This window comes from Runella sp. CRIBMP, assembly GCF_009905605.1.
Taxonomy (GTDB): Bacteria; Bacteroidota; Bacteroidia; order Cytophagales; family Spirosomataceae; genus Runella.
Genome location: NZ_JAAAKZ010000019.1, coordinates 50,177 through 76,865 on the forward strand (window position 1 = coordinate 50,177; position 26,689 = coordinate 76,865).

The 26,689-nt window shown below is 38.7% G+C and carries 24 protein-coding genes; 2 read left to right on the forward strand and 22 right to left on the reverse strand.

Annotated elements, in window-relative coordinates; translation table 11 throughout:
• Window positions 1–62: 62 nt before the first annotated feature.
• Together GVN20_RS26005 and GVN20_RS26010 are read right to left on the reverse strand one after the other, a co-directional pair.
• Complete coding sequence (locus GVN20_RS26005; protein WP_166561146.1) at window positions 63–788, reverse strand: hypothetical protein; 726 nt, start codon at window positions 786–788, stop codon at window positions 63–65.
• 241 nt (window positions 789–1,029) lie between these two features.
• Window positions 1,030–2,163, reverse strand: a complete 1,134-nt coding sequence (locus GVN20_RS26010) for an acyloxyacyl hydrolase (RefSeq protein WP_166561147.1) — start codon at window positions 2,161–2,163, stop codon at window positions 1,030–1,032.
• Between the two features lie 149 nt (window positions 2,164–2,312).
• Here GVN20_RS26010 and GVN20_RS26015 point away from each other — a divergent pair, with 149 nt between their 5' ends.
• A complete protein-coding gene (locus tag GVN20_RS26015; RefSeq protein ID WP_166561148.1) occupies window positions 2,313–2,459 on the forward strand; it encodes a hypothetical protein in 147 nt (48 codons plus the stop codon).
• 70 nt (window positions 2,460–2,529) lie between these two features.
• Here the strand turns inward: GVN20_RS26015 and GVN20_RS26020 are convergent, their stop codons facing one another.
• Entirely contained in the window at window positions 2,530–2,691 is a 162-nt protein-coding gene (locus tag GVN20_RS26020) for a hypothetical protein (RefSeq protein WP_166561149.1), read from the reverse strand.
• Window positions 2,692–3,576: 885 nt separating this feature from the next.
• On the opposite strand from GVN20_RS26020, the gene GVN20_RS26025 reads away from it, so the two are divergent.
• Window positions 3,577–5,055 carry a capsule assembly Wzi family protein gene (locus tag GVN20_RS26025; RefSeq protein WP_166561150.1) on the forward strand — a complete coding sequence of 493 codons (1,479 nt, stop codon included), beginning with the start codon at window positions 3,577–3,579 and terminating at the stop codon, window positions 5,053–5,055.
• Between the two features lie 273 nt (window positions 5,056–5,328).
• Here GVN20_RS26025 and rfbB read toward each other — a convergent pair whose 3' ends face one another.
• From rfbB to GVN20_RS26120, 19 genes are all read right to left on the reverse strand, one after another.
• The gene (gene rfbB / locus GVN20_RS26030) at window positions 5,329–6,387 is read right to left on the reverse strand and encodes a dTDP-glucose 4,6-dehydratase (protein WP_166561151.1); all 1,059 of its coding nucleotides are present in this window, start codon (window positions 6,385–6,387) and stop codon (window positions 5,329–5,331) included.
• 42 nt (window positions 6,388–6,429) lie between these two features.
• A complete protein-coding gene (gene rfbC / locus GVN20_RS26035; protein ID WP_166561152.1) occupies window positions 6,430–6,975 on the reverse strand; it encodes a dTDP-4-dehydrorhamnose 3,5-epimerase in 546 nt (181 codons plus the stop codon).
• Between the two features lie 52 nt (window positions 6,976–7,027).
• On the reverse strand, window positions 7,028–8,137 hold the full coding sequence (locus GVN20_RS26040; RefSeq protein WP_166561153.1) for a DUF1972 domain-containing protein: 1,110 nt from the start codon (window positions 8,135–8,137) through the stop codon (window positions 7,028–7,030).
• A complete protein-coding gene (locus GVN20_RS26045; RefSeq protein WP_166561154.1) occupies window positions 8,134–9,507 on the reverse strand; it encodes a glycosyltransferase in 1,374 nt (457 codons plus the stop codon). Before GVN20_RS26045 ends, GVN20_RS26040 begins: the two co-directional genes overlap by 4 nt.
• Entirely contained in the window at window positions 9,504–10,610 is a 1,107-nt protein-coding gene (locus GVN20_RS26050) for a hypothetical protein (protein ID WP_166561155.1), read from the reverse strand. The genes GVN20_RS26045 and GVN20_RS26050 overlap by 4 nt, the downstream gene beginning before the upstream one ends.
• A 20-nt stretch (window positions 10,611–10,630) precedes the next feature.
• On the reverse strand, window positions 10,631–11,833 hold the full coding sequence (locus GVN20_RS26055) for a glycosyltransferase (protein ID WP_166561156.1): 1,203 nt from the start codon (window positions 11,831–11,833) through the stop codon (window positions 10,631–10,633).
• 2 nt (window positions 11,834–11,835) lie between these two features.
• A complete protein-coding gene (locus GVN20_RS26060) occupies window positions 11,836–13,197 on the reverse strand; it encodes a hypothetical protein (RefSeq protein WP_166561157.1) in 1,362 nt (453 codons plus the stop codon).
• 7 nt (window positions 13,198–13,204) lie between these two features.
• A complete protein-coding gene (locus tag GVN20_RS26065; RefSeq protein ID WP_166561158.1) occupies window positions 13,205–13,771 on the reverse strand; it encodes a serine acetyltransferase in 567 nt (188 codons plus the stop codon).
• Between the two features lie 10 nt (window positions 13,772–13,781).
• Window positions 13,782–14,558, reverse strand: a complete 777-nt coding sequence (locus tag GVN20_RS26070) for a glycosyltransferase family 32 protein (protein WP_166561159.1) — start codon at window positions 14,556–14,558, stop codon at window positions 13,782–13,784.
• Window positions 14,559–14,570: 12 nt separating this feature from the next.
• Entirely contained in the window at window positions 14,571–15,320 is a 750-nt protein-coding gene (locus GVN20_RS26075) for a glycosyltransferase family 2 protein (RefSeq protein ID WP_166561160.1), read from the reverse strand.
• Window positions 15,321–15,329: 9 nt separating this feature from the next.
• Entirely contained in the window at window positions 15,330–16,538 is a 1,209-nt protein-coding gene (locus tag GVN20_RS26080; RefSeq protein WP_166561161.1) for a hypothetical protein, read from the reverse strand.
• The gene (locus GVN20_RS30180) at window positions 16,522–16,734 is read right to left on the reverse strand and encodes a DapH/DapD/GlmU-related protein (protein ID WP_166561162.1); all 213 of its coding nucleotides are present in this window, start codon (window positions 16,732–16,734) and stop codon (window positions 16,522–16,524) included. Before GVN20_RS30180 ends, GVN20_RS26080 begins: the two co-directional genes overlap by 17 nt.
• A 415-nt stretch (window positions 16,735–17,149) precedes the next feature.
• The gene (locus tag GVN20_RS26090; RefSeq protein WP_206023377.1) at window positions 17,150–17,845 is read right to left on the reverse strand and encodes a CatB-related O-acetyltransferase; all 696 of its coding nucleotides are present in this window, start codon (window positions 17,843–17,845) and stop codon (window positions 17,150–17,152) included.
• Window positions 17,826–19,202: a lipopolysaccharide biosynthesis protein gene (locus GVN20_RS26095; protein WP_166561163.1), complete on the reverse strand. Its 1,377-nt coding sequence runs from the start codon at window positions 19,200–19,202 to the stop codon at window positions 17,826–17,828. The genes GVN20_RS26090 and GVN20_RS26095 overlap by 20 nt, the downstream gene beginning before the upstream one ends.
• A 41-nt stretch (window positions 19,203–19,243) precedes the next feature.
• The gene (gmd, locus tag GVN20_RS26100; protein WP_166561164.1) at window positions 19,244–20,362 is read right to left on the reverse strand and encodes a GDP-mannose 4,6-dehydratase; all 1,119 of its coding nucleotides are present in this window, start codon (window positions 20,360–20,362) and stop codon (window positions 19,244–19,246) included.
• A 437-nt stretch (window positions 20,363–20,799) separates the two neighbouring features.
• Window positions 20,800–23,172 carry a tyrosine-protein kinase gene (locus GVN20_RS26105; RefSeq protein WP_166561165.1) on the reverse strand — a complete coding sequence of 791 codons (2,373 nt, stop codon included), beginning with the start codon at window positions 23,170–23,172 and terminating at the stop codon, window positions 20,800–20,802.
• A gap of 101 nt (window positions 23,173–23,273) precedes the next feature.
• Complete coding sequence (locus tag GVN20_RS26110) at window positions 23,274–24,104, reverse strand: polysaccharide biosynthesis/export family protein (RefSeq protein ID WP_166561166.1); 831 nt, start codon at window positions 24,102–24,104, stop codon at window positions 23,274–23,276.
• A gap of 700 nt (window positions 24,105–24,804) precedes the next feature.
• A complete protein-coding gene (gene ahcY, locus GVN20_RS26115; RefSeq protein ID WP_166561167.1) occupies window positions 24,805–26,121 on the reverse strand; it encodes an adenosylhomocysteinase in 1,317 nt (438 codons plus the stop codon).
• A gap of 319 nt (window positions 26,122–26,440) precedes the next feature.
• Window positions 26,441–26,689: methionine adenosyltransferase domain-containing protein (locus GVN20_RS26120; RefSeq protein ID WP_166560971.1), on the reverse strand; the 249-nt coding region annotated here is incomplete at its 5' end.

Consider the following 26,689-nt stretch of genomic DNA (forward strand, 5'->3'; position numbering starts at 1 on the left):
GGTTGAGGTTTAAATGAATGTATCCGTATAAATCCGTGTCATCCGTGTTCCATTGTATCGCCTTACCAAAATTTTCCCAAATTATATGAAAGACTGATATTCACGACAGGATAATACTTTACCGGCTCCAGGCTCTGCTCGATCACGGCTCCCTGATCGGAAGAAGGCTCCAGCATCTTGGTGGTGCGGAAGGTGATCTTCGGCGATTGCATAAAGAAAAATCCGGCATCGAACGACACTTTAAAGCGATTCCGCAAAAAAGGCTGTCCCCAGCCAAACCCCACGTAGGGCGCAGTTTTGTTGAAGCTTGCCTTCCCGTCGAGGGTGCCGATCTCGTCAATGTTAAAGACCACATCGTTGAATTTCACGTCCTTGGTGGGCTTACCGAAAAACGTCATTTCATTGAGGTTATAATACAGCCCGCCCGTCAAGTGCAGGCCCAGATTTTTGAACGGATAGAGATCTAACAGCACATTGGCCGACTTCAATTTTGCTTTTACGTCAAAGGCAATCTGAAGGTCATCCGTATCTTTCCCGCTCAGGATCTGGGTTTGATACGTGAAGGCATTCACACCCACCCGCAGGTTGACGCGTCGGTGCAGCGCTACCGCCACGCCGGCCCCCAAACCCGCCGTCCCGCCGTGAAGCATCACCACCACGCCCGGACGGTACAAAATTCCTTGGGGCGATACCGGCGTCCCCTGTCCCTTTACCTCACTCGTCGCCGATGATTGACTTCGCCCAGCCAACGAAAGGGCTAAAAAGAGTACAAATAGAGCATTCTTCATATAATTGATATTGGTTTAGTGGCATTTTAAGGCGCCTCCGCGCGAAACTGCAAAATGTAAAAGATAGCACGTTCCCCCTTTTACATTTTACATTTAATATTTTTTGGTTTTTCGGTTGTTGATCGCGCAGACGCAAGGCCTGCCCCCTTTTACATTTTTCATTTAACATTTTTTGGTTTTTCGGTTGTGGATCGGGCAGACGCAAGGCCTGCCCCTACATTTATATTATTCACTAATTCTTCTAAAAACTCCCTCCCACCGCCAGTTGAAATCCCTTGGTATTTTCCCCAAACGCCTTCACCACAATGCCCATCGTCAGGCCGTTGTGGAGGACGTACAGCAATCCGTATTTTTGATAGGTAGCCGGTCGATAGCCACCTTGCCCCATGAACGCGGCCCCGGGACGCACGACGTTCCAGCCGAAATGCGCCGTAAACGCCACCCGACCCTGCCATAATTCATACCCCGCCAGCCACGTGGCCTGTTGGTACCGCGCCGAACTGCCGCCGCGCCGCAGCTCTTCTTTCATGTAGCCGTCGTTCAGCAGCTCTACGCCCGTCGACAGCGCGTGGGCTTTGGTGAAGCGGTAGCCCGCCAGCAGATTGACACCAAACATCGGGCACGAACGCTCCGGAAACGCATCCCGCGCCGCCATCACCCGCACCGATGCCAGCGCCACCGCCCGCCCAAACCATCGCTTAGACAGCATCGGTGCTTTTCCCCACGACTGCGGATTGGGTAGCTTCATCGCGGGCGGACCGTACACCAGCCCCACGCCCACCGACGGCACGTTGAGGCCCTGATTGGGTTGCCAAATACCCGCGTTGGACAAATGACGGTATTCCATCGACAGCACCCCCGACCACCGGCCCGCAAGGCGCCTTCTCGCGTACACGCCTACGCCCGTCATGCCGTTGGCGTGCGAGCCAAAATTGCGGTTGGGATTCTCTATCGGGTCGTATAGCTTACTCACGTAGGAGACACCCAGCGACAAACGCACCGACACACTGAACGCGGCCCGGTGCCAAAGCAGCGGCTCCATGTACGCCCCCACGCCCGCCGAATGCCCTAGGGCCTGCAGATTGCGAAATGAATAGTAATTGAAGTAACCGCCCGCCCGAAAAAAACAGTTGCACTGCTGCCACGCCCGTTGACCCGTTTGCAGCCGGCCCAGCGTCAGTTCCACCCCCACGGGCGGATGTGCCGACGCGGGCGTTACCTTTTCGGGACGTACATAGCCATAGTGAAATACCGTTCCCCCCTCAATTTGAGGACGTACCGTATCCGATTGGGCCCCCGCAACGGTAATTGTTGCAAGACTTACCGACCAAAAAGAAATCAAAAATTGGAAGCACTTAAGTATAGTATTTTCCATAACGTGGGATAAAAATAGAAATTTTGGGCGGATGATGCTACAAAAACCCCTAAAAGTTACCAAGCAGTTTGGAGGATAAGCGTTCTTAGCCTATTTTTGACGTGGCGTAAATTTCCAAAACTCAAAAGAAATCCCGCCTACTCAACGTTATGAACCATTCTTTCCCCTCCCCTAAAGCGCTGCTTCTGTTTCTTTGTTGTCTATCCGCTTTTGCCGTAACCGCCCAAAATGATACGACGCACCACAAAGCAAGCTATTTTGCCGAAGCGGGCGGTATGGCCGCCACCTGCAAATGATCCAAAACTTGCGAGTGGCAAAACGAATAGTATTTGATAGTAACGGACAAACCACCCGCCTAGAAAAAAGTCACACTACTGCTACGCCCGTCCACTGGTTTGCAGCATGCCCACGCCAGCCCCCCCCTAACGGGTGCGGCGTTTTGGATGTTACGTTTTCGGGCAGTACACACTCATACTGAAACAGCGTGGCAAGTTCCACCAGCGGACCTATGGTATCGAATAGAGTCAAAGAATCAGCGGTTAACATAAACAACATTCCCCAAAGGCGAATAAAAAATATAGCTAAAATACGGTAGAGTTTTCGTCATAACGTGGGGTAAAAATAAGCTATTCCGTTGAAAGAAACTACTAAAAAACATAAACATTATCAAGGAACAAGACAGGATACTTAACAGAAATTAACTGAAGCTTTGATTCGTTTTAAAGTAAATTAATCATTTGATAATCTTAAAAATTAGAAAGCAAAATCCATATATAATATCTTTGATAAATAATTCATAACGTTGAACAGTGAAAATAAATCCGTATCATATTGTAGTGCGGATTTATAAACTTTTTCAAAATTATTGCAAACATAATTATTATTACAAAACAGGCATATTACATACACACCTTCAGTCTTTGTTAACTTAATTTAAAACAAAATGACAGCAACAATAATCCGCAGTATAATCAGCTTCTTTTTTGTACTAATCCTGCTTGTTACTTCTATACCACTTCTGGCAATATCATTCATTATCAATGCTAAAATTGGGATTATTCTATATTATCACAATGCTAAGTATTGTATTCTCCAAACAAACAAATCACCAAAAAAGGCACATCAAAGCTTAAATTACAGCATTAAACTTTAAAAATTCATTCTAGCTCCAAAATACAATATAATAAAAAAACTAATATAAATTGCAGATATAGTATAAATTGGATTACAAAAAGGGTCATTCAATGAAGTAAAAAATCAATATATAATATTAATGTATAAATAGCCAGCTAAAGCACAATCAACTTGTTATTTGAATTATAAAGTATTACTTTTGGGTAGCTTATTAAACTACTATTCTGAAATAGAAAAGTATGTGATTTATTAATAGTCAAGCTACACAATTTAAACGTTATGAAAAAACTACAACCTTTTGCTCTGTGTTATTTATTTTTACTCTTGTTCCTGAATTTCAGTGTGGTTGCCCAAACCGATACCACCCTACGTAAAACAAGCTACTTTGCTGAAGCGGGCGGTATGGCCGCCTCTAATTCAAGGACGCCGTTTTGGCTGCGGGCCAATCAATTCGGTACTGTACCGCTTGAAAACCCGTTTGCCTTTGTGAAATTGGGCGGCCAAACCACCTTTGGTACCGATTCACGCAAACCCCAACTGCACCTGCAAGCTGAACTTGTGGCCAACGCCAGTAAAACTTTCAACGTACTGTTGCCCACAGCCGCTGCCACGCTCCGATTCCGAAAATTTGAAATCTACGCTGGCCGCCGCAAAGAATTCTTTGGTTTGGGTGATACATTGCTTACTTCGGGCTCCTATTCTTGGTCCGGTAATGCATTACCCCTGCCCAAGATACAGATCGGTACACGCGGTTTTGTTCCTATCAGCTTTACGAAGGGGCTTATCGCTTTTCAGGTAACCTATTCACACGGTTGGTTTGGCTCTCAGGACTCTTCACTTAAATCGTACCTGCACCAAAAGAGTCTTTATGTTCGGATAGGTAAATCAAAAGTGAAGTTTTTTGCCGGAATCATTCACAATGTACAGTGGGGAGGTCGTGCACGTTTTTTAAGTAAGAGTCTATCATCCAATGGACTTTACCCCTCCTCATTCAAAGATTATTTATATTTAATCGTAGCTAAACCACCTCAGGGGGCCAATTATTCCTCTCATGACTTAATGAATCAATTAGGGAATCATCTTGGTTCCATTGATTTTGCTGTTGAAATAAACAGTAACATTAAGTGGGATGTATTACTTTATCACCAGCATCCATATGAAGATAAATCGGGATTAGTATTCATTAACTTCCCCGATGGCCTGTATGGTATTCGATTAAATAATAAAAGCAAAGTCTCAGCTTCCTTTTTTCATCTTGAACATTTTACCCTTGAGTATCTCACTACAATGGATAAAGGCGGTAACATTCGTGAAGATTTACTCAACCGATATGAACCGGACACCTATTTTAACCATGGGCAATATACGGGTGGTTGGTCATATCAGCAATATGTCATTGGCACTCCTTTCATTACCCGCTATATGGATACCAGAAAAGAGCTTATAGACCCACGCTATTTAACCAAAAGCTTGCGCCATAATATCATTAGCAATAACACTGTCACGATGCTCTATTTGGGTCTTCAGGGTAAATTCAGAAATCTCATTAAGGCTGAAACGAAGCTGGCTTTCAGTCAAAATTTTCCGCAATATTTTCGAAAGATTTCTAATCAGGCAAATCAGTTTTCAGGATTTTTTCAATTGTCATTTCCATACCCGAAAAAAGGGATGGAATTAAAAACCGCTATTTCTGCTGATTTTGGTAATCTCTATTCCTCAAATGTTGGCGGTATGATTTCACTTCGAAAAACATGGTAAATAAACATCAGTCAGTGAAACAATGCCCTTAAGAGTATTAACTTGTGTATCTACCGAAAGTATTAAAAGAAAAGTAGGTAACGTATCATAGTCTAGGGATGAAATTTTATCTATTTCATACGGTACGGCATGTATATACGGCTTCGCTACCGGGGCTGGCTTGCTCTTATTTTGAGCGGACGCGGCTGCGGAGCATTCCGGATTATAATATTCTTGGAATTTTTATAGCGCACAAATCTATCGGATCGTAAAATCATAGTACATACATATCAGCTACCGATTGGCGTACATTTCTTCATAATAGTTCCGGTAGTTGCCCGAAGTGACCTCATCCAGCCAAACCTGATTGCTCAAAAACCAATCGACCGTGCACTCCAACCCTTCTTCAAATTGCAACGAAGGCTTCCAGCCGAGTTCATTCATGATCTTGGAAGCATCAATGGCGTAGCGCAGATCGTGGCCTGCTCGGTCCGTTACATATGTAATGAGTTTTTCAGAGGTACCAGCAGGACGGGCCAACTTTTGGTCCATCAGCGTACAGAGCAGTTTGACGATGTCAATATTTTTCCATTCGTTAAAACCCCCAATGTTATACGTTTCTCCGTCTTTACCTGTATGAAACACCGAATCAATAGCGCGGGCGTGGTCTTCCACAAACAGCCAATCCCGCACATTTTCGCCTTTACCGTACACCGGCAAAGGTTTATCATGCAGGATATTATGAATCATCAGTGGCAACAGCTTTTCAGGAAAATGATTGGGACCGTAATTATTAGAACAATTAGTGATGACCACAGGCAGCTTATACGTATTGCCGTAGGCCCGAACAAAATGATCGGAAGATGCCTTGGAGGCCGAGTAAGGTGACCGGGGATCATACGGCGTGGTTTCCCGAAAGAAGTCTTCGGGTCGATGTAGTTCACCGTATACTTCATCGGTAGAAACGTGGTAGAAGCGTTTCCCTTCGTACCCGGTTAATTTCCAGCTATTTTTGGCCGCGTTCAATAAATGACAGGTGCCTACCACGTTGGTCATAACAAACGCCATCGGATACAGGATCGATCGATCTACGTGCGACTCCGCCGCTAAATGAATGACCCCGTCAAAAGGGATATCCGCAAAAAGTTCATTGATAAAATCAGCGTCTACGATGTCGCCTTTGATAAATGTGTAATTAGAAGCCCCTGCCACATCGGTCAGATTGGCCAAATTGCCGGCGTAGGTAAGTTTATCCAGATTGTAAATGTGATATTCCGGATACTTTTTAACAAAAAGGCGTACTACATGAGAACCGATAAAGCCGGCCCCTCCAGTGATCAGTATATTTTTCATTGTGTACGTTGAGTAGAATAACAATCTCAAAAAAACTTACCTCTAAACGCTCTGTTTACTAAAGAGCATTTCAAAGGTAGGCAACACTTTGTCCTTATCGGAGACAATAGGCGCAGAAATCGGCCATTGAATTTGCAGCGTCGGGTCATTCCAGAGAATACCGCTCTCTGAAGCTTTGTGATAGCCCGCTGTACATTTATAGCTGAATATACTGTCTTCTAAGGCTATAAAACCATGAGCGAATCCTTCCGGAATATATACCATTTTGCTAGTTTCCGCATCCAAATCAAAAAATTCATATTGTCCAAAGGTCGGAGATTCAGGACGAATATCAACCGCAACGTCCAAAACTCTTCCCCTGATTACCCTAACCAACTTCCCTTGAGCATGTTGACCCTTCTGAAAATGAAGCCCCCTTAACACACCTTTGATTGAAAAAGACTGGTTATCCTGTACAAAATGTACTGGGAGCTCATTTTCATGCCATGTTAAATTGTTAAAAGATTCGAAAAAGTGGCCTCTGGCATCTTCAAAAATTTTTGGCTCAATGATTAATACATCTTTTAGTGAAGTGTTTATAATTTTCATAACGTTATATATAGGTATTTTATTAACTGATGCGAACACGTTTTTAACAATATCACTTTCGATTAATTTTGCCTATTACAGATTCTAAATGAAGCTCATATTGATGCACAATTTTGTCCCATGTATAGGTTTCCTTTATTTTAGCAATATTATTCTTTATCATAAATACAGATGACATATCCTGCTTTTTAACAGTTCTTAAAACATCTGCAACGTCACTTTTTGTAGAGAAATAGAGCGCATCATCACCAAGAATATATGCATTAAAAGGGTTCTGATTAGCACAAATCAAACATTCAGATGCCATAGCTTCGAGTAGTGACGGGTTAGTACCTCCTACAGTATGCCCATGAAAGTACAAATTGGAAAAATACCTGATGGAATTTAATTTATTAATATCATAAATTCCCCCCAGAAAAAACATTGAATTATGTGTTTTATACTTTTCTTTCAAATACTCTCCATAATGTGTATCATGTTTTCCTATTACCAGAAACCGTCTACCCGTATTTGCTTTCACCACTCCGTCTAAAATTACCTCAACACTATTTTCCGGTTCCAGTCTTGCTATTAATAAGTCATAGTTAAAAGGTTCAAGTTTATACTCATTTAGTACTGACTCCTGAGGGCTCTCAAGTATGTAGGCACCATAAGGAATAAAAATAGAAGGTTTTTTGTATTTCTCCTGTAAATAATCCTGAATTCCTATAGAGTCGGAAATCAAATGATCACTATACTTTACACCAAGTTTTTCAGCCCATAGCAAAAACTTGCGCACTTTGTTGGAGTATTTAGTTCTTTTCCATTCCAGACCGTCCATATTTGTAGTAATTGCAACATGTCTTGGAAGTAGCCATCCCCATATAGAACTGCTTGTATATCCTAGTTGAAGGACAACATCAAACTTTCGTTTTCTTAAATCAAGAATACAGTTCAAATCGTAAATAAACTGCCCAGCTGTACCGATCTTATCCTCCGGATCATAACAATGAATAAGATCAACACCTCTCCATTGAGATTCTGTATAAGGGTGAGAATGTGAGTTATAAACAGTTATCTTATGACCTTTTTTTAGTAAGCCCAGAGCTAAATATTCCGCACATTGTTCAAATCCCCCATAGTAATTAGGGATTCCACGAGTTCCTAGTATAGCAATATTCATTTCTTACTTAGTAAAGAACAATATATATTATTAATATCAATTAAATGATTTTCCAAATAATTGTTAAAGTTATTATTTACTATTTTTTGATTAAAAACTTTTAGACTTAGCGGATCTTTTTCAAGTAATATCCTTTTTAAAGTTTTCTTTAAAGAATTATCATCGATGGGCACCACAAAATCTGTATGATAGGAATAAACCAAATCCTTTGCACCAACATTTTCGCTAACCAGTACCGGAATTCCAAATGATAATGCCTCCAGAGTTATAAAACTAAATGTTTCCTTCCAAATTGAAGGTACGATCAACAATTCAGTATCTTGAAATACAGCACTCAACTCTGCTTCGGAATACTTCCCTTTATAGTGTATAAGCTTACAGTCTTCGTCAATTCCAACTCTTCCACCCCACACTTCTAAAGTCCAATTAAGGTGACCCTCGTTATATAACTCTACCAATACACTTTTAAGCCATGGAAATCCTTTATAAAAGTTTGTGCTCCCAATAAAGCATAAATGATATTTGCCCGTGTTATTATGTGTAAAGGATATTTCTTTCCTGTTATCCTTAATAAGAGAGTGAGATATTGGTATAACTTTAAATTTATCAATGGGTAGATACTTTTGAAATATTTCCTTAGTTTGCTCACTATTAAAATGAAAAAAATCGAACTTCAGAAAAATTGTTTTATAATAATTCAGAAGTTTCTCATATTCTTGCACTTCTTTATCAGCAACGTTGCGATCAGAATTATCTGAAGTTTTAAATACCTTAGCTACTTTAACTTTTCCAGAAAATTTATTTTTATATTTTAAAAGATATTTTGAATTTCTTAACTTAAGAAATAGTGTATTGGAAGAATGTATGTTACATATGGCACAAAGGCTTGGGCTGGACGCACTACATAGTTGATTATTCTGATTTATAAAATTAACTTTAGGGCACAACCCATAATAGTCATGTGTACTGAAAACCAATTTTACTTTCTTACTTTTAAAAAAATCTAGAACTTCAATAGGCAATCCCATTATAGTATGCACATGAAAAATGTTTGGCTTAACTGTTTCATAAAATGAAAGCAGTTTACTTTCATCTAAAGGCGCATATGTATATATATCAATAGGCTGCTTAACACCATGTAAAAGTGGGACAACAGGTGAATTTTGAAGCTCATAAATATGAATAGACTTAAATGACTCATTTCCAATAATACGCATTTTTTGACTTTTCCAAAATGTAAAATCGCCAGGATATAAAAGACTAACGTTGATCCCATTATTTGCCTGGGCTTCTAACAGGTCTGTTGCGTACTTTGTTAATCCTCCACTACGATAAGGAGGTAAGCCTAAAGAATAATGCAGTACATTCATAACATATTCAGTAATTCAATCCAAATATTTATATTTTTCTTAACATCATTACTCATAGCTGATTTATCTCTATCAATGTAGAATGAAATAACATCTAATAAATAACATGTATAAAGAAACTTTGGATCTGGAATATATTTATTTAAGTATTCAATATTTTTATTAAAACCATTTATTATTTGAGTGGATGAAGATTTATTTTTAAAAATTTGCACCTGTGTAAAAAAATGATACCAGTCTAAAAATGGGGGGTATGTCAACTTAGCGTATTCAAAATCAAACACTTGCAATCTCTCTTCATAATACGTATTCCAAGGGGTAAAATCACCATGGTAAACTGAATATTCATTCCCCAGCACTTCAACATAATATTGATGCACATAACTTAACTTCTCCAAAACAAACGATCTACTATGCTCCTCAACATAGCAAATGTTTAACTTTAACTTTTCAAGAGATTTATAATAATCTGTTTCTTTAAAAGGCAAGGTTAACTTAGTTTTTTCAAATAATTCACAAAGAAAACTCCAATGATGTAGTTTAAAATCATGAAGAATCTGAGAATCATTTGTCTTGATCGAGCTTTGAATGAAAATAGAATATTTTTTTTTATAATCACTTAATAAAATACATTCAGGTATATTCAACAAACCTTTATTTTTCAAGAACTCTAAAATATTTTTTTCTTTTATAAAGAGATTTTTAATTTCGGAGGAATCTGTGATTTTACAATAGCCTAATATCTGAGATTTATTAAATATTTGAACTGTTATCTTCTGATGATTTGAGGGAGTGCCTCCAAAAATAGAAATCTCTACATCTTTAGTATTAAAACAATTACATAAAATTGAATAAAAACTTATATCTAATTCTAAAAAAACAGGAACTACTCCAATTGATCTTCTGAATGCATCTACATTTTTAAAGAATGAAAAACAAAATTTCAGTATTTTACCTTTGACGCTAGTTGGTTGATAAATGTTAAAAGCGGTTCTTGAATGAATGTCAGGAATAAGCCAATATTTATTATCGGAATTTGAAAAATAATAGTACAATACTCCTTTATTTTTATCTTTTATATTTATAAATGGTATATCAAACATAATTGATGTACTTTTTTAAATTAAAGTAACTTTTTAAATTCAGAAACTTTAGTAAGCCAAGAAAATTTTTCCTTTATCCTTATCCTTGCTTGTCGTCCAATATCAATTCTATATTGTCTGTTATTGGCCAGTTTCATAATAGAATCAGCAAAGTCAATAATAAACTGCTGTGGGTTAGTAACTTCTAATCCAATAGCTGATTTTTCATCTATAATAACAGCATTTCCTGTCCAATTTAAACAAATCACAGGTAGTCCAACTGCCATAGCCTCCATTAAAGCCCAACTACCTCCCTCTCTTAAACTTGGAAATAAATAAATATCTGCTTTGCAAAGTTTTCTAAGAACTTCTTCTCTCTGCAGTTCATCTATGAAGTTTACTGAAGTTTTCAATTTATGAGTATCAATAGCCTGCTTAATTCTTTTTTTTTCAGGTCCAGATCCAATAATATCAAGCTTAAAATTAAAATCATTGGGTAACAATTTTAACGAATGTATAACAGATATTACATTTTTAAATGGCACTAGTCTGCCGGTAATAATTAAGTGAATGCAATCGTTCTCACGCCTTTCCTTAGAATATTTAAAAACATCTGATTCAATGGCAGTTTCCAGAATTAAATGGGTTTTATACCGAAATTTTTTAGGTATAAAATCCAGCGAGTTTTCAGTTCTTATTAAAAGAATTTTTGATTTATAAAGAGAATAAAATAAAAGAGGGTTTATATATACCAAATATTTCAAAGAATATCTAAATGATTGAATGATTCTATCCTTAACAGGCAAGATATTCAGGAAAGATTTAGGTACACCTTCTCCACCGCCCAAAGGCCCCCAAATAAATGAGATATTAAGAAAAGGAAAAAAAGTTGGCATCCACATAGACCCCATCGTTGGCTGAAATGAATAATCAAATTTGGCACCTTTACTAAGTTTTCTAGCAAGCCTAAAAACCCCTATTTGCCAGAAAAAGTAATATAAATACAAACCGTTAGCTTTTCTTTTAAATTTTAAAATAAATGGATGAGTATCATAATAATGGAAATGCAGATTATTTTTCAACTCTCTGGGTAAGTTTGCTTCAATAACGCTTCTGTTATTAGACCTGGTTATTACATCAACTTGATAATCCTTAGCCAATTGTAAAACAAAGTTCCATCCAACACCTTGCTCAGACCCTTTAAATGGTTCACAAGCATAAGCATTTACTAAAATCCTTTTCATAATTAGTTAGTGGAAAACTCCTTTAATATAATTTCCATCGCTTGTTTAACCATTACTTCAGGACTTTGACCTGCATCAATTATATAAAAATAGCTACTTGACTCTGCCAATTTCCTGAACTCAATCACTTGCCTTTTAATCTCTACTAACGTGAGTTCTTGTTTTCTTGCATAAATTACTTCAGGTTCAGCCAGCAACACAAAAACAACCCTGGGATTAATAACAAGTTTAGAAAAAGTTTTACGAACAAAATAAGGTAGATTAATTCGAGACCTGTAAGGATCTACAATAAAATCATATATGTAACGGTCAAATATAGTGAAGTTATCAAATTGTGCATTTTTTCTTACAATTACAGGGACCCCAAGCACATAATCCAGCCAATAATAAACCATTCTGATAAATGAACTAACCGGGTCAGCAGGTTTTCTTCTATGTGGATTGGTAAAGTCCTTATCTTCTTTCATTACACCTGCTTTTTCTCCCACAGCCCCCAAATTAGGAAGAATTGTAGGTCTAAAATGATATACTTTACTCTTGTAGCTATCCGAATTAAAATAAAAGTCTATGTCTTCTATTAACCCATTTATAAATGTAGTCTTGCCTGTACCATCAGCTCCCTCTACAGCAATCATATTTCGATATTTTTTGGTACAGATTACAATTCTGTTAAATTTGTCAAAGATAAAATACAGTACATCATATATTACTTTAAATGGTCTTTTGGTAAAAGCTTTTATTTTAGATGAAGTTGAGAGTTCTTTGGAATACCCTACAATTTTATCGAAGTTCTTATCACCAAGATCCAAAATAAGTTTTTTTGCCAATTCAGAACCTATAGTTTTATAAATTATATCATTGATTAAATTCTTGTGCGAATGATATTGGGATGATATATAATGTCTATACTTTTGATTCAATTGTTTTGTAGCAATAAGTTTGTAATAAAGCAAAACAATTACATCATAATGTACTGACAAAACCCTAAAATCTTTATAAGCAACGGTGTTACTATACAAGTCTTCAAATTTAAAAATTTCAAAGCCTTTATTTAGATATCCTTCAATTAAATCAATATGTATTGAAAACTCCCTATCTATATTATATCCGTACCAACATCTGACTCGCTCATACTTCACAACTCTGTATAAGATATTGTTACTTTCATAAATTTCCTTCAATATTTCTGCTGATTTATTATAATATCCCGGCTCTATAATTATGTCAACATCCTTAGAGTCATTGATTTCAGGTAGCCCATGATAATTTCTAAGGATGAAATACTTTAATCCACTTTTATTTAAGCACTGAATGAGCTCATTAAAGACCAGAGCATGCGGCTCCTTCCACTCAATTTTCTTCATATTAAAGTTATTCATATTTATGGTCAATATAACCTTCAGTTGCTTTATAGTTTTGTTTGACAATACAAGGGTTGCCAAAGACTATTGAATTGTCAGGTATATCAACATTAATGTAAGAATTTGGGGCAATCATAACATTATTCCCTACAAGTATTTTCCCAATTAGAGCTGCATTTGCCCCTATCCATACATCATTTCCAACAATAGGAGCGCCAGCCCTTTGACCTCTACGATTACTTCCAATTGTTACTCCTCTCAAAATAGTACAATTGTCACCAATTATTGCAAGTGGATTTACAATAATTCCCCCAAGGTGAATTAACCTTAATCCCTTGCCGATTTTGACGTTATAGGGTATCTCATAACCAAACTTAATAGTTAGGTATTTATAAAAAGCAATAGATACAGCAGCTAAGAAAAAACTTTTATTTTCAGTAAGATGCTTGCTGATTCTCAAAAAAAAGAGGTATGAAAACTCAGGCTTATACAAATATTTAATGAAAGTAGGCCAACTAGAGCGTTTACCGGTTATTCTAAAAAGATCCGATTGAATGAGGTCCTTTAATAGTGCCATACTTTATTACTTATCTTAATAATTTCTTTAGTTGCAATTCCATTTCCTTCGTCTTAACCTCCCCAAGAAGATTATTTAAGGTGTCTCTTAAAAACCGGAGCGAAGGTCTAAAAAATCTTCTCCAAATAACATTCACCCCCCTCCTTTTCTCTCTTTCAGTTAGCCAACTTCCCGAAAACCTATGAATAGTGACAGTTCTATCCGTTACATTAAATATAACATCATTTATTTTTTTGGGATTAAAAAAATCCCTTTCATAGATATGAATACCATTAATGAATTGTTCAGAGTTTACAGCGTTAAATCCATATCTAAGTAAAATCTTACTTAGTATCTGTACATTAGTAGTAACATCATAATTATTATTTTTGTCAATAAAATCTTTAGTATCGTAATGGTTGAGCATTTCTTTAAGCAACCAGTTACTTTGTTGAGAACCAATTATGCCGGTCCCCAATAACGTTTTATTCTCAAATCCAATAAAAAAATCATTACCAAGAAAACTATCGAGAGGTTTGATCGCTTCTACATCAGTGTCAAAATAGACGCCACCATGATGATAGAGTGCATACATTCTAACATAATCACTGACAAATGCATATTTCTTTAGATGATATGCCTGTTTTACATAAGAGCAGGCATTGGCAATATCAAACGAATCTTCATTCCAAAAACGTAATTGAAAATCAGGTAAGACTCTCGACCATGACTCTATACATAATTTTTCAGTTGCGGGAATTTCCCCTCTACCAAACCAACAATAATGAATTATTTTAGGAATACTCATCGTAATATATGTTTAACCCAAGCCCAAGAGTTTAGTTTTGGTCTTTGATAAAAAGAGCAATAAAACCATTTTTATCATCCCAATGGAATTTTGAAATGGATTTATCACGTGGTAATTCTTTCTTATTTTATATGCCTCCCATATCGCTTTATACGAAACACTCATGCCCCCCTGTTGCATCCTTACAGTCACATAATCAACAAAGCCTGCCTTGAAAGCACCGCCATTTTTAATAAAAAACTCAGCATCAGAGCATATTTTATAATCTAAACTGAAAAGACCTACCTTATTGAATATATTTACAGAATGTAACATTCCAGGATGTGCAAAAGACAATGTCCTTTTACAATATCTTTCATGAACAAAAAGCTCTCCTACATACCTTCGGTGATTCCCCATTTCATCTACTAAATCAAGCCTGGAGGAAATGATATCAAATCCAGAGTTTGATTTAATAAATCTTAGATAAGCTTCTATAGCACCTGGCAATAGAACATCATCTGCACCTAAAAACATAATATAGGTGCCTTTTGCCTTCCTAATTCCTTTATTCCAAGCGTCATATACACCTTTGTCTTTTTCAGATTTAAAATAATCGATAATGTCGCTATTATTTTTTAGGATTTCTAATGTAGTGTCCTTTGATACAGCATCCATGACAATTAATTCTATATCATCTGTCTTTTGCAGCCGTATACTATCAAGGCTTCTTTGTAAAAATTCAGCCGCATTATAGGTGGCTATAATAATCGTTATTAACATATATATAAATTATTCAACTTGTAAAGACAGTTTCTTTTTTCTGTAGAAGTTCGAATTATATAAAAATGCCATTGGGAACATATAGAAAAACGAAGTATTGGTAATAGGTTCACTAAGCGTACTAATTATAAAAATCGTAAAAAAGAAAATATTAAAGTATCTATCGGGCTTTGTTATTAATTGCGAATTGTAAAACATATAAATAATTAAAGCTCCTAATATGCCCCCCCAGTTCATTAATAAACCTAATAATCCATTGGTATACCCCCCCGCAAAGTAGCCCAAATCATCAACCGTCGTATACGAATTTGAACTTGCCCACACCTTCTCTTCTACTAATTTAGATGCTCTATCTCCTCGTAATTTTTGAGTATTAAATCCAAATATCGGGTTTTCGGCTAACTTCTCGAGACCCACTCTCAGGTCTCTCATTCTAATAATACCCGATTGTGAATTAACTCCCTTAAATTTTTCAAAAAAATTAGATTGCAACAGAGGAAACAATGCCCATAATGTCACACAAACACTTACTATTAACGATAATTTTACTTTATTCTTCAGTAATACATAGACTAGAATAATCAATAAGTTTCCGTAGCCGGTAGTTGACCCTGAAAGTATTTGCAGAATAAATACCCAAATAATTGTTTTAAAATTATTTCCTTCACTGATCAATATCAATAAGTATATACTGGTAATTAACTGAAAGCAACCCGGCTCCCAAGTCAAAGATGAAATCCTGCGTAATGACCCGAATAATATAGAGTCTGCATTAATAAATACCCCAAAAATTGACACGTATTTATAACCATAAAATACCGGAGTAGCCAATTGAGGAAGTAATTGCAACATGAGAAAAGTTACAGTTGCGTAAATACAAAGAAAGCGACAATTAGCCTTCAAATCATGCAAAAAAGTCTCTTTCTGCTTCAAATATGTCCCAATCAAGCAAGTAACAGCTATAAATTGCAGGATATTTATGATATACTGCTTTATATCCAGTTCTTGAATAATTGACAATATACTGTACAGAATAAGTAAAAGAATAAAATTACCTCTTAAAATAAATCGAAGACCTTTATGATTTAGAAGAATCACTAATAATAATGAAACAGTGCCTGCTCCTTCTATGATTCTAACCCCAACTGATTGGAAAATTAAAAGAAACAGAGAAATCTGACTCGCAGAAATGTTTATATTTTTATAGTATTTTTTCAATGTCTTTGTTTTTTAAAAACTTCGCGGGATGACCGGCCCATATCTGTCCCGCAGCGATGTTTTTTGTGTCTACACTGCCGGCACCTATTATTGTGTTCTCTCCTATCTTTACACCTTTTAAGATGATACAATTTGAACAAATAAACACATTGTTGCCAATTTCCATAGGCGCATTTTTCTTTATTTTTCCACTCATTCACGTTTCCCCAATCTGCGGGGTTCAACGAATGATTATCTGTATCTCTCAGTTGGGTTGCCACCCCAATTAAAACATTATCACCTATCGTTATTTTTTCGTGGCACGTTATAGTCATATCACTTATACCTACCTTTTTGCCGATTTTTAAAATTACGTTTTCCCGAACTTCAATCCTGCACTTACCATTTGTTCCTAAATTGGAGAACAATATGCCATTATTCATTTTAAAATCTTCCCCAATAATGCATTTCCCCGTCAATGAAATGTGCAACAATGGAATATCGCTACAGCTAAAAGAAACGCAACCAATGCTTTTTATATAAAAAATTGAAAATAAAAATTCAAATTCTCTTTAAAACAAGATTTTTGAAAATATAAAGTGCTTTAAAAAATCTAACGATCAAATATTGCATTATTGAAACCTATTTAAAAAAGCCCTTCCCTCTGAAAAAAATTCAGCATTTTCTCGTAGCCAATTGATATCTTTATCCCACCATCTCAAGGTTAATAATTGTTTAATCTCCTCTTCACTAAACCTTTTCTTAATTATTTTTGCAGGTACACCTCCCACTATTGCATAAGGAGGCACATCTTTTGTAACGACAGACCCTGCTGCAATTACGGCACCATCACCAATTGTTACATTGTAAAGCACTAAGGCATTTGCACCAATCCAAACATCATTTCCAATTGTAACGGCGCCTGTTTCTTCAATGTAATCTTTCTCCACTAATGTTATCTGGCATTGCTGCTTTGTAGAAAAAAATGTAGGAAAAGTGGAAATAAAGCTCGTTGGGTGTATTCCTAAACCAATTCTTACTTCAGGGCCAATGGAACAAAATTTGCCGATGGTGGTATTAGATAATAATGAATTGTCTGCTATATAAACATAATCTCCCAAGCTACAATTTGACAAGCCTGCTCCATCATAAATTGTATTGTACATTCCGAATTTACAATTTTGCAGCTTAGCCAAATAACCAATCTTTAGACTTTTGTTTTTATTTTTTTTTAATAATCTTGCCGTAGTAAAATACCATTTCAACCAAATAGTTAATGGATTTTTAAGTACCCTCAGTCTAAATTTTTTATTTATCCCAGACTCCATACGCTTTCTTATTAACCAACTTCCCTATTTGAATTTGGCTTAAGGTTAAATGAATTAATACAATTCCTATATTTACAGATACCAATCCTTCAAGTCCATACAATTTACAGAAAAATGTTGCAACCGGCACATATAAAACACAGATAACTATGTTTGTTATCAATTGCAATTGAATTTTACCTATCCCATTTATGAGGTAAATAAATACTGAGAATCTAACATAAAGGACTACATAAATAGAAAGGAACAAAGAAACGTTCCATGGTATCACAACCGAGTCATCTCTTATCCAAAAATGATAAAGTTGGTCTGAGACCAATAATAACCCCAAAGCCATTGGAAAAGCGACGAGTGTATATTTACTCAGCTTCGTCAGTACTTTTTTCATCCAGGCATGATCAGATTTCGTATAGGCTTCCGTAAATGCAGACCAAAACGGAGCGATAACAATCAAAAAAAACATGGGGACAATAAAAAAATACTTGTACGCAATATTGTAAACAGTTACCTGCGCTGGACCTAAAATCTGACTTATAATTATATTGGTGGTTTGAAATATGATAATACCAGAAATTTGAACTAGGAAAAATTTGGTTCCCAGACCCATAATTTCCTTGATCATATTTTTTTGAAAGTATGAAAGCTTTGGGATAAAAGCTTTATAATCTTTTCTGAAATAATAAAAACTTGTCACTAAATAGGCCACTACCGGCATTAACCCAATAGCAACAGTTAACTCTAACAAACTGCCTTTTACGTTGATCTTGGTCAACAAATAAACCACCCCTAATGAACATAATTGACCCATTACGTCAACAAAACCTGCTACCGCAGACCTTTGATCTGCAACAAGTATTGTATTAATGGTTCTGAAGATCATCTGAAGACAAAAGAAACTAAAGAGAAAAAAAGCAGTATAACGAAATTCAGCGGACAGACCGGGATCTATGTTCAAAATTTTACTCCAGTCTAAAAAGCTGTTAATTACTAAAAAACAAATCCATACCATGGTAAAAATCAATAATAATGAACCATAGGTTGTACTTACATACATTCTTGCTTTCAGATAGTCACCGGTAGCTTTAGCTTCTGCAAACTTATTTCTCATTCCATTCCCAAAGCCAATGTCCAAAAAACTGAACCAGGAAATGATGGAACTCAATGTTAACCAAGTTCCGTATTGCGAAGAATTAACATAGCTTATTGTTAAGGGAACAAAAACCAGATTTATAGCAATACTCAACATTTTTACAAAAAAGGAAAACAAAATGTTTTTCTTTACTCTAACAGTTCTTTCATGACCATTTGTAAAGAAAAAAACCATTTTGTCCTTTACCTTTCTAACTTCGGAAACCATCTATCTTATTTATTGCTGAAAACAACCGTTAACTCTTTAGGTTATCCTATCAAATGCCCCAGTTCGCCCAATAAACTCTGTCTCGTGATTTTTAAATCGGAGGTTACCATATCTTTAACCAGAGCGTTCAGATCATATTTAGGCTTCCAACCCAATTTTGTTTTGGATTTGGTAGGGTCGCCGATCAATACATCAACCTCGGTAGGGCGGTAGTATTTTGGATCTATGCGTACGACTATCTTGCCGAGTTCCAATTGATACTCCGGGTTGTTACAGGCCACTACTTTAGCCATTTCATTTTCGGCTTCGCCTTCAAATGCCAGTTCAATGCCTACTTCCGCAAAGGATATTCGTACAAAATCACGGATAGAGGTTGTTACTCCCGTAGCAATGACATAATCTTCGGGTTGGTCCTGTTGCAGGATCAGCCACATTGCTTCCACATAGTCTTTAGCATGCCCCCAGTCGCGTTTTGCATTCATATTGCCTAAGTACAAACAATCCTGCCTGCCGAGTGCAATAGCCGCTGTAGCCATGGTAATTTTACGGGTTACAAAGGTTTCGCCCCTCCGAGGAGATTCGTGATTAAACAATATTCCGTTACAGGCAAACATATTGTAGGCTTCGCGATAATTCTTTGTGATCCAGAAGCCGTATATTTTAGCTACACCATAGGGAGAACGGGGATAGAAAGGAGAAGTTTCATCATAAAAGCCGGCGGCGTTTTTGTTTTCTTCCAAGCCTCCGTACAGTTCGGATGTAGAAGCCTGATAGATACGAGTCTTATTTTCCAACCCCAAAATTCGTACAGCTTCCAATATTCTTAACGTTCCAATCCCGTCTACATTGGCCACATATTCAGGTAAATCAAACGAAACTTTCACGTGGCTCATAGCACCCAAGTTGTAAATTTCATCGGGTTGTACTTCCTGAATAATGCGAATCAGGTTGGTCGAATCCGTTAAGTCGCCATAATGCAATTTAAAGTGTACATGCTGCTCATGCTGGTCGATATACAGATGATCAATACGGTGTGTATTGAAAGAGGACGCTCGGCGTTTAATACCATGCACTGTATATCCTTTACTTAATAAAAGCTCGGCTAGGTAGGAGCCATCCTGACCAGTGACGCCCGTGATAAGGGCTACTTTATTTGTCATAACGTTGAGTAATAAATATCAATCAATTTTGTACTTTCTCAGTACAAAAATTTAAAAGCAATTATGAATCAAAAAGATACTTTGTCGTAATTAGCGGCAAAAAGAAAAGGAATATCTAATTATATAGATGTTTTTTTATGATTTAACAAAAACTTAAAATAATCCTAAACTGAACAGAATTACTTTAAATTTTGTGTTTTTTTAAGCTACTTTTTCGCTTATCTTTCACTAAAGTACAAAAAAAAGTAATAATCACAAATACTTATCTAAAAATATCACAAATTGTTTACTTTCTTTTTGGTATACTTAACGGATAAAAGATAGAGTTGCACTATTTCAATATACATACAAGTTTAATAACGCAAAGTCGCTAAGGAGCAATGGCTTTATTTGTCATAAGTGTTTCTTTGCGTCTCCGCGCCTTTGCGTGAAAAAAATCAAGCTTTATTCAACACTCGCTTCCAAAGGGGTTTGGGGGTATCTCCGTAGTAACCCTGTCCGTAACCATAGCCGTAGCCGTAGCCATAACCGTAGCCATAACCGTAGCCTCCGGAGCCTTTTACCCCGTTGTAAATGATGGCCATGGAAGGCATCTTTTGCTCGCGGTAGAGAATGGCCAAAGGCCCCAAGGCAAATTTGGGCGTTTTTTCGTGGCGAATAATGTAAAGCGTTGCGTCCGCCAAAGGCGCAATCAGTAGGGCATCGGTCACCAGGCCGTTGGGCGAGCAGTCAATAAAGATGTACTCATAACGGCTTTCCAGCTCCAGCATCAAATCGGCCATTTTTGAACTACCGATCAATTCAGCGGGATTTGGAGGAATGGGACCACTCGGAATAAAGCTGAGATTTTCAACCTTGGTCTCAAAACTCACCTCATCCACCTTCTTTTTGCCAATGAGGTAATTGACCAAGCCCACTTCATTGCTCATGGCCAAGTATTCGTGCAATTTCGGTTTACGAATATCGGCGTTGACCAAAACCACTTTGTGCCCCGCCTTCGCTAAGCTTGACGCCAGGTTAAGCGCCACAAAGCTTTTTCCCTCGCCCGAGATGGTGGAGGTAATCAGGATTTTCTTTGATACTTTTTCGGTTTTCAGCAAATAGCTCAGGTTGGTGCGGAGGGTACGGAACTGCTCAATGATGATATTGCGGCTGTTGGTGTCCAACAAAGGCCCCTCCACGTTTTTGGGTTTTTGAGCCACTTCTCCCAAAATCGGAATTGCTTTCACCTTGTCTTCAATTTCAATACGGGACTCAATCTTATCGTTGAGCATATTGCGTACATTGATGAAAGCAAACGGTATTCCTAACCCCGCCAACAAAGCAATCAGGTACACAATGTTTCCTTTGGGTTTTACGGGTGAAGGCGTGCTGTATGGTTCATCTACCACCCGGCTGTCGGTCACGGTAGAGGCGTAGGAAATCGCCGTTTCTTCACGTTTTTCCAACAGCAACAGGTACAGGCTTTCTTTGATGCCCTGTTGGCGTTTGATGTTTACAAACTCCCGCTCTTTGCGTGGAATGGTGCGGATGGAAGATTCAAAGCGGTTGTTCAGGTTTTGCAGGCTGTTGCGGGTTATGATCAGGCCCTGCTTTTGGTTCATGATGTTTTCCCGAATGGCCGCTTTGGTGTTGGCGATTTGGGTCGTTACCGTTTCCAACAGGGGGTTGCTGGCTTGGGTGGTGCGGGCGTATTTTTCGCGTTGGTTGTCGAGCTCATTTAGTTTGGAGAGCAGGCCCGTCAGTACGGGGTCGGTCACCATCAAGGTAGCGGGGGCAATCCCCAATTGGCTGCTTTTGAGGTAAGCATCCACGCCTTCCAGAATCTTGAGCTGAATATCCACTTCATTGAGCTTACCGTCGTTTTCCTTTACTTTCTCCAGAAACAGGTTGGCTTCTGCGCTCAAGTCGGTGATTCCCTGGCTACTTTTATAGACTTCCACGTCTTTTTCCACGTCGCCCAGCTCTCCCGTGATGAGCCGCAGGCGATCATCGATGAAGGTCATGGTATTGGTGGCCTCGCGGTTTTTGTCGGTCAGGGCCGAGTAGGTATACGCATCCAATAGCTTGGCCAATATGGCCCGTCCTTTACTCGGCAGGGCATCTTCAATGCTCAATTTAAGCACGGTGCTTTTTTGGTTGAGCAGTTCTACCTGCAACAAATTTTGGTATTTCTGAATCAGAGATTCTTTATGGGCAAAACGAATCTGAATCAAGTCGTTGTCTTTACGGTACAGGGAGTCGACCAAATAGACCCGAAAAAGGCCAAACTCACTTTTAATATTTTGGCTAAAGGTAAATTGTCCTTTGGGCGCACCGTCTTCGTCCTGTAATTCAAACTGATTGCGGTTAATGACCTTGATCCAGAGGGGGTCTTTATATGCGGCTTCGGTGAGTTGTCCCGCCTGTACCCAAATGGGCGAGGTGCCGAAGATTTCTTCCGTGGGACGAATATCTCCTTTTTCAAAATAAGACACCGTCAAGTTGAGGTCGGTCACGACCCGTTCCAACAACGCCCGTGATTTCAAGACCTCCACTTCGTTTTCCACGAGTTTGTTACCCGAGAAAAGCTCCAAATCTTTGAGCGCCTCCATGCCCCCTACGCCGCCTTTTTTTTCATCCTTGATGAGCAAAACCGCACTGCTGCTGTAAATAGGCGTGGCATAACGCAGGTAGAAGAACGCCCCCAGCACCGCAAGCACCACCGAGAGCACAAACCAGTACCAGTAGCGAAGGTATTTGCCGATAACCAACTTCAGGTTAAATTCTTCTTCCGGTTCTTCCCAAAACTTCGATTCGTTATTCGTCATTTTTCTTTCTTTTTCGTTGAGTATTCGGTTGCTGTTATGAGCTCATGGCGTCAGAGTAGGCCAGTTGAGGCAGTAAGCTTCACTGGTATCCGTAGTTTATACTATTTCAACAAGTTTAAAATCACCACAATGGTGGTGGCGATGCCCGTAAAAATGGGGACCATTTGCAGTCGTTGAACGCGTTGGTCGGTAAAAGTCACTTTGCCTTTGTCTACATCCACATAAATCACGTCATTGTTGCGAATATAGTAGTAGGGCGAGTTAAAAAACTCGCGTGAGGTGAGGTCAATGCGTACCACTTCGCGTTTTTCGTTGGTCGTGCGAATCAACATGACATTTTTACGCATACCATAAATCGTCAAGTCGCCCACCATTCCCAAGGCCTCGGGGAGGCTTGTATGGTCATCTACCAGACTGAGTACGGAGGGACGATTCACTTCGCCAATGACCGTAAATTTATGGTTGAGGTAACGCACATTGACGGTAGGTTCTTTGAGGTAGTTTAACAGCCTTAATTTAATACTATCTCCCGCCTGCTCCAATGTTAGTCCGGCCATTTTAAGTTTCCCTACCAATGGCATTTCGATGCGTCCCAGCGAGTCTACCAAATACCCCAAGGGTTGGCGCATTTGCCCTCCAGTACCAGTGGCCCCTGGGTATACCGTCGTATTGAGGGCGTTGATGTTGGGGAAATTAAACACCACATTGGATTCTTCGCTCAAACTACTTACGGTTACGGCGAGGATATCATCTGGCTGAATGCGGGTCACCTGCGGTGTAATGGGCGGAAGTACCTGATAAGGCAGTGTATCGGGGCTTTGAAAATAAGTAATCTTGCGCGTATCTACGGTCACACAGGAAGTAAAAAACGTTGAGCTGATTATACCAAGGCAAATGCTCCAACCGCCCAGTATTTTAAAAAATTTACGCATGTATAGTTTGTATTATTTCAATAAATTTTCATAACAATTTCATGAAACCAAGTAACAACCCTGCACCAAAATGCACGGAATACTTTGTTCAGCCCCCTAGAAACTATTGGACTATCTGATTGAAAACAGTACGGATAAAAAAAGCACAAATAGCCCTAAAGAGCTAATTTTAGCTTGTTTTCGTTCGATTTTGCGAAAGAACGTTTTAAAATACCCGTAAAGAACAAATGAATGATTTTAACGAAAGAAGTAGGGAAGTCGCCTTTGCTGGAAAGAGCGAGTGTAAAATGACTAGAAATAGTTTTCATAACGTTTAATTTTACCATAACAAGAGTGGAAGTACTTAATAGTAAAAAACAAATATGGACAAATATACGCTTATGTCAAGCAACAATGGTAAAAATATTTAAAAAATTTACCAAAAGTAGGTCAAACACCCCCCAAATAAGTATAATAAATATCCCAAAAAGTAAAGCAAAATGGGCCTCTATGCTTCTATTGAAGGGGTTTCCAGGAAACACAATTTATTTACTAATCCGAATGGTATCTTTTTGAAATTTTGAAGTAAAAATCGGCATGAGTCACCCTTTAGCACTTTTGCTCCTCCCCGCATCTGTATGAAAATGAAAGTCGATATTAGTCCAAAAAAAAGGTGTCGGCTCAAAAGAACCGACACCCAACAGAAGAAAAATGATAACTCCTAGTAACGATACAAATCAGACTTGAACGGTCCTTCCACGGTTACCCCGATGTAAGAGGCCTGCTCTTCATCCAAGGTCTCAAGCTGAGCACCGATGTGAGCCAAGTGGAGTTTCGCCACTTTTTCGTCCAAGTGTTTTGGTAAGATGTATACTTGCTTGTCGTATTTACCGGGGTTGGTATAGAGTTCAATCTGCGCCAAAGTTTGGTTACAGAAAGAGTTTGACATTACAAACGACGGGTGGCCCATGGCGCAACCTAGGTTCACCAAACGGCCTTCGGCCAATACGATGATTTCTTTGCCGTCGATTTCGTACAAATCCACCTGAGGCTTGATTTGAATCTTGGTCTGTCCGTAGTTGGCATTCAACCACGCCATGTCGATTTCGTTGTCGAAGTGGCCGATGTTACACACCACGGCTTTGTCGCGCATGGTTTTGAAGTGGCGCGGCTTGATGATGTTGATGTTACCCGTTGCGGTTACAAAGATGTTGGCGCGCGGGGCGGCTTCGTCCATTGTTACAACCTCAAATCCGTCCATTGCCGCCTGCAACGCGCAGATTGGGTCAATTTCGGTCACCAATACGCGGCAACCTGCTCCGCGAAGCGATTCAGCCGAGCCTTTACCTACGTCGCCGTAACCTGCCACGACGGCTACTTTACCCGCCAACATCAAGTCAGTAGCGCGACGAATAGCGTCTACTAATGACTCTTTGCAACCGTATTTGTTGTCGAACTTCGATTTTGTCACCGAGTCGTTTACGTTGATAGCTGGCAAATACAAGGTGCCGTTTTTCATACGCTCATACAAACGGTGAACGCCCGTAGTTGTTTCTTCCGACAAACCGCCGATTCCCGCGATCAATTCAGGATAATTGTCAAACACCATGTTGGTCAAGTCACCACCGTCGTCCAAAATCATGGTAAGGGGATGGCGCTCTTCGCCAAAGAACAAGGTTTGTTCGATACACCAGTCAAATTCTTCGGCGGTCATGCCTTTCCACGCGTAGACCGAAATACCAGCGGCAGCAATGGCAGCAGCAGCGTGATCTTGGGTAGAGAAGATATTACAAGATGACCAGGTTACTTCTGCACCCAAAGCCGTGAGGGTTTCAATCAAAACGGCCGTTTGGATGGTCATGTGCAAACATCCAGCGATGCGTGCACCTTTCAACGGCTTTGATTCGCCATATTCTACGCGAAGGGCCATCAAACCGGGCATTTCGGCTTCGGCCAAACGAATTTCTTTCCGGCCCCACTCGGCCAAGGTAATGTCTTTTACTTTGTACGGTACGTACGTTCCAGTTGCTGTTGACATGTGATTTATTTGGGATTTCTAATTTTCGATTTCTTACTGCTGTATTCCGACTTCTTATCTTGGGATTCAGATAAAAATCTCACAAAATTAACCGATAAATGAATGTGAATGCTACTTTGGGAGTGGATAAAACAGGGGGTGATTCTAAAAAAAGATAATTTTTGGCATAATTACCCCTAAAAGCCCCCATTAATTAGACATTTAGTGGAGAATATAAAGCACGGAAGGATATTTTATCTATTTACTAAAAAGGAGATTTCAAGCCAGGGTTTATGGGTAGGGTTGGCGGAGAAAACTCCACCAACCCCCAGTTTAATCACTACAAACCAAAGGCCGCCTTTACTGCGTCTACGTAGTCAAGTTTTTCCCAAGTAAACAACTCTACCTCTACTTCGGCCCGCTGACCAGCGTTTTCAAACACCTTCGTCACGGTTTTAGGCTCGCGGCCCATGTGACCATACGCCGCTGTTTCAGAGTAGATAGGATTACGTAATTTCAGGCGCTGCTCAATGGCATAAGGGCGCAAATCAAACACACTTTCTACCAATTTCGCAATTTCACCATCGCT

Excerpts from the sequence above, each read along its gene's own strand:
- GVN20_RS26005 (WP_166561146.1), bottom strand. The coding sequence starts at position 788 with ATGAAGAATGCTCTATTTGTACTCTTTTTAGCCCTTTCGTTGGCTGGG.
- GVN20_RS26010 (WP_166561147.1), bottom strand. The coding sequence starts at position 2,163 with ATGGAAAATACTATACTTAAGTGCTTCCAATTTTTGATTTCTTTTTGG.
- GVN20_RS26015 (WP_166561148.1), top strand. The coding sequence starts at position 2,313 with ATGAACCATTCTTTCCCCTCCCCTAAAGCGCTGCTTCTGTTTCTTTGT.
- GVN20_RS26025 (WP_166561150.1), top strand. The coding sequence starts at position 3,577 with ATGAAAAAACTACAACCTTTTGCTCTGTGTTATTTATTTTTACTCTTG.
- rfbB (WP_166561151.1), bottom strand. The coding sequence starts at position 6,387 with ATGAAAAATATACTGATCACTGGAGGGGCCGGCTTTATCGGTTCTCAT.
- rfbC (WP_166561152.1), bottom strand. The coding sequence starts at position 6,975 with ATGAAAATTATAAACACTTCACTAAAAGATGTATTAATCATTGAGCCA.
- GVN20_RS26040 (WP_166561153.1), bottom strand. The coding sequence starts at position 8,137 with ATGAATATTGCTATACTAGGAACTCGTGGAATCCCTAATTACTATGGG.
- GVN20_RS26045 (WP_166561154.1), bottom strand. The coding sequence starts at position 9,507 with ATGAATGTACTGCATTATTCTTTAGGCTTACCTCCTTATCGTAGTGGA.
- GVN20_RS26050 (WP_166561155.1), bottom strand. The coding sequence starts at position 10,610 with ATGTTTGATATACCATTTATAAATATAAAAGATAAAAATAAAGGAGTA.
- GVN20_RS26055 (WP_166561156.1), bottom strand. The coding sequence starts at position 11,833 with ATGAAAAGGATTTTAGTAAATGCTTATGCTTGTGAACCATTTAAAGGG.
- GVN20_RS26060 (WP_166561157.1), bottom strand. The coding sequence starts at position 13,197 with ATGAAGAAAATTGAGTGGAAGGAGCCGCATGCTCTGGTCTTTAATGAG.
- GVN20_RS26065 (WP_166561158.1), bottom strand. The coding sequence starts at position 13,771 with ATGGCACTATTAAAGGACCTCATTCAATCGGATCTTTTTAGAATAACC.
- GVN20_RS26070 (WP_166561159.1), bottom strand. The coding sequence starts at position 14,558 with ATGAGTATTCCTAAAATAATTCATTATTGTTGGTTTGGTAGAGGGGAA.
- GVN20_RS26075 (WP_166561160.1), bottom strand. The coding sequence starts at position 15,320 with ATGTTAATAACGATTATTATAGCCACCTATAATGCGGCTGAATTTTTA.
- GVN20_RS30180 (WP_166561162.1), bottom strand. The coding sequence starts at position 16,734 with ATGAGTGGAAAAATAAAGAAAAATGCGCCTATGGAAATTGGCAACAAT.
- GVN20_RS26090 (WP_206023377.1), bottom strand. The coding sequence starts at position 17,845 with ATGGAGTCTGGGATAAATAAAAAATTTAGACTGAGGGTACTTAAAAAT.
- GVN20_RS26095 (WP_166561163.1), bottom strand. The coding sequence starts at position 19,202 with ATGGTTTCCGAAGTTAGAAAGGTAAAGGACAAAATGGTTTTTTTCTTT.
- gmd (WP_166561164.1), bottom strand. The coding sequence starts at position 20,362 with ATGACAAATAAAGTAGCCCTTATCACGGGCGTCACTGGTCAGGATGGC.
- GVN20_RS26105 (WP_166561165.1), bottom strand. The coding sequence starts at position 23,172 with ATGACGAATAACGAATCGAAGTTTTGGGAAGAACCGGAAGAAGAATTT.
- GVN20_RS26110 (WP_166561166.1), bottom strand. The coding sequence starts at position 24,104 with ATGCGTAAATTTTTTAAAATACTGGGCGGTTGGAGCATTTGCCTTGGT.
- ahcY (WP_166561167.1), bottom strand. The coding sequence starts at position 26,121 with ATGTCAACAGCAACTGGAACGTACGTACCGTACAAAGTAAAAGACATT.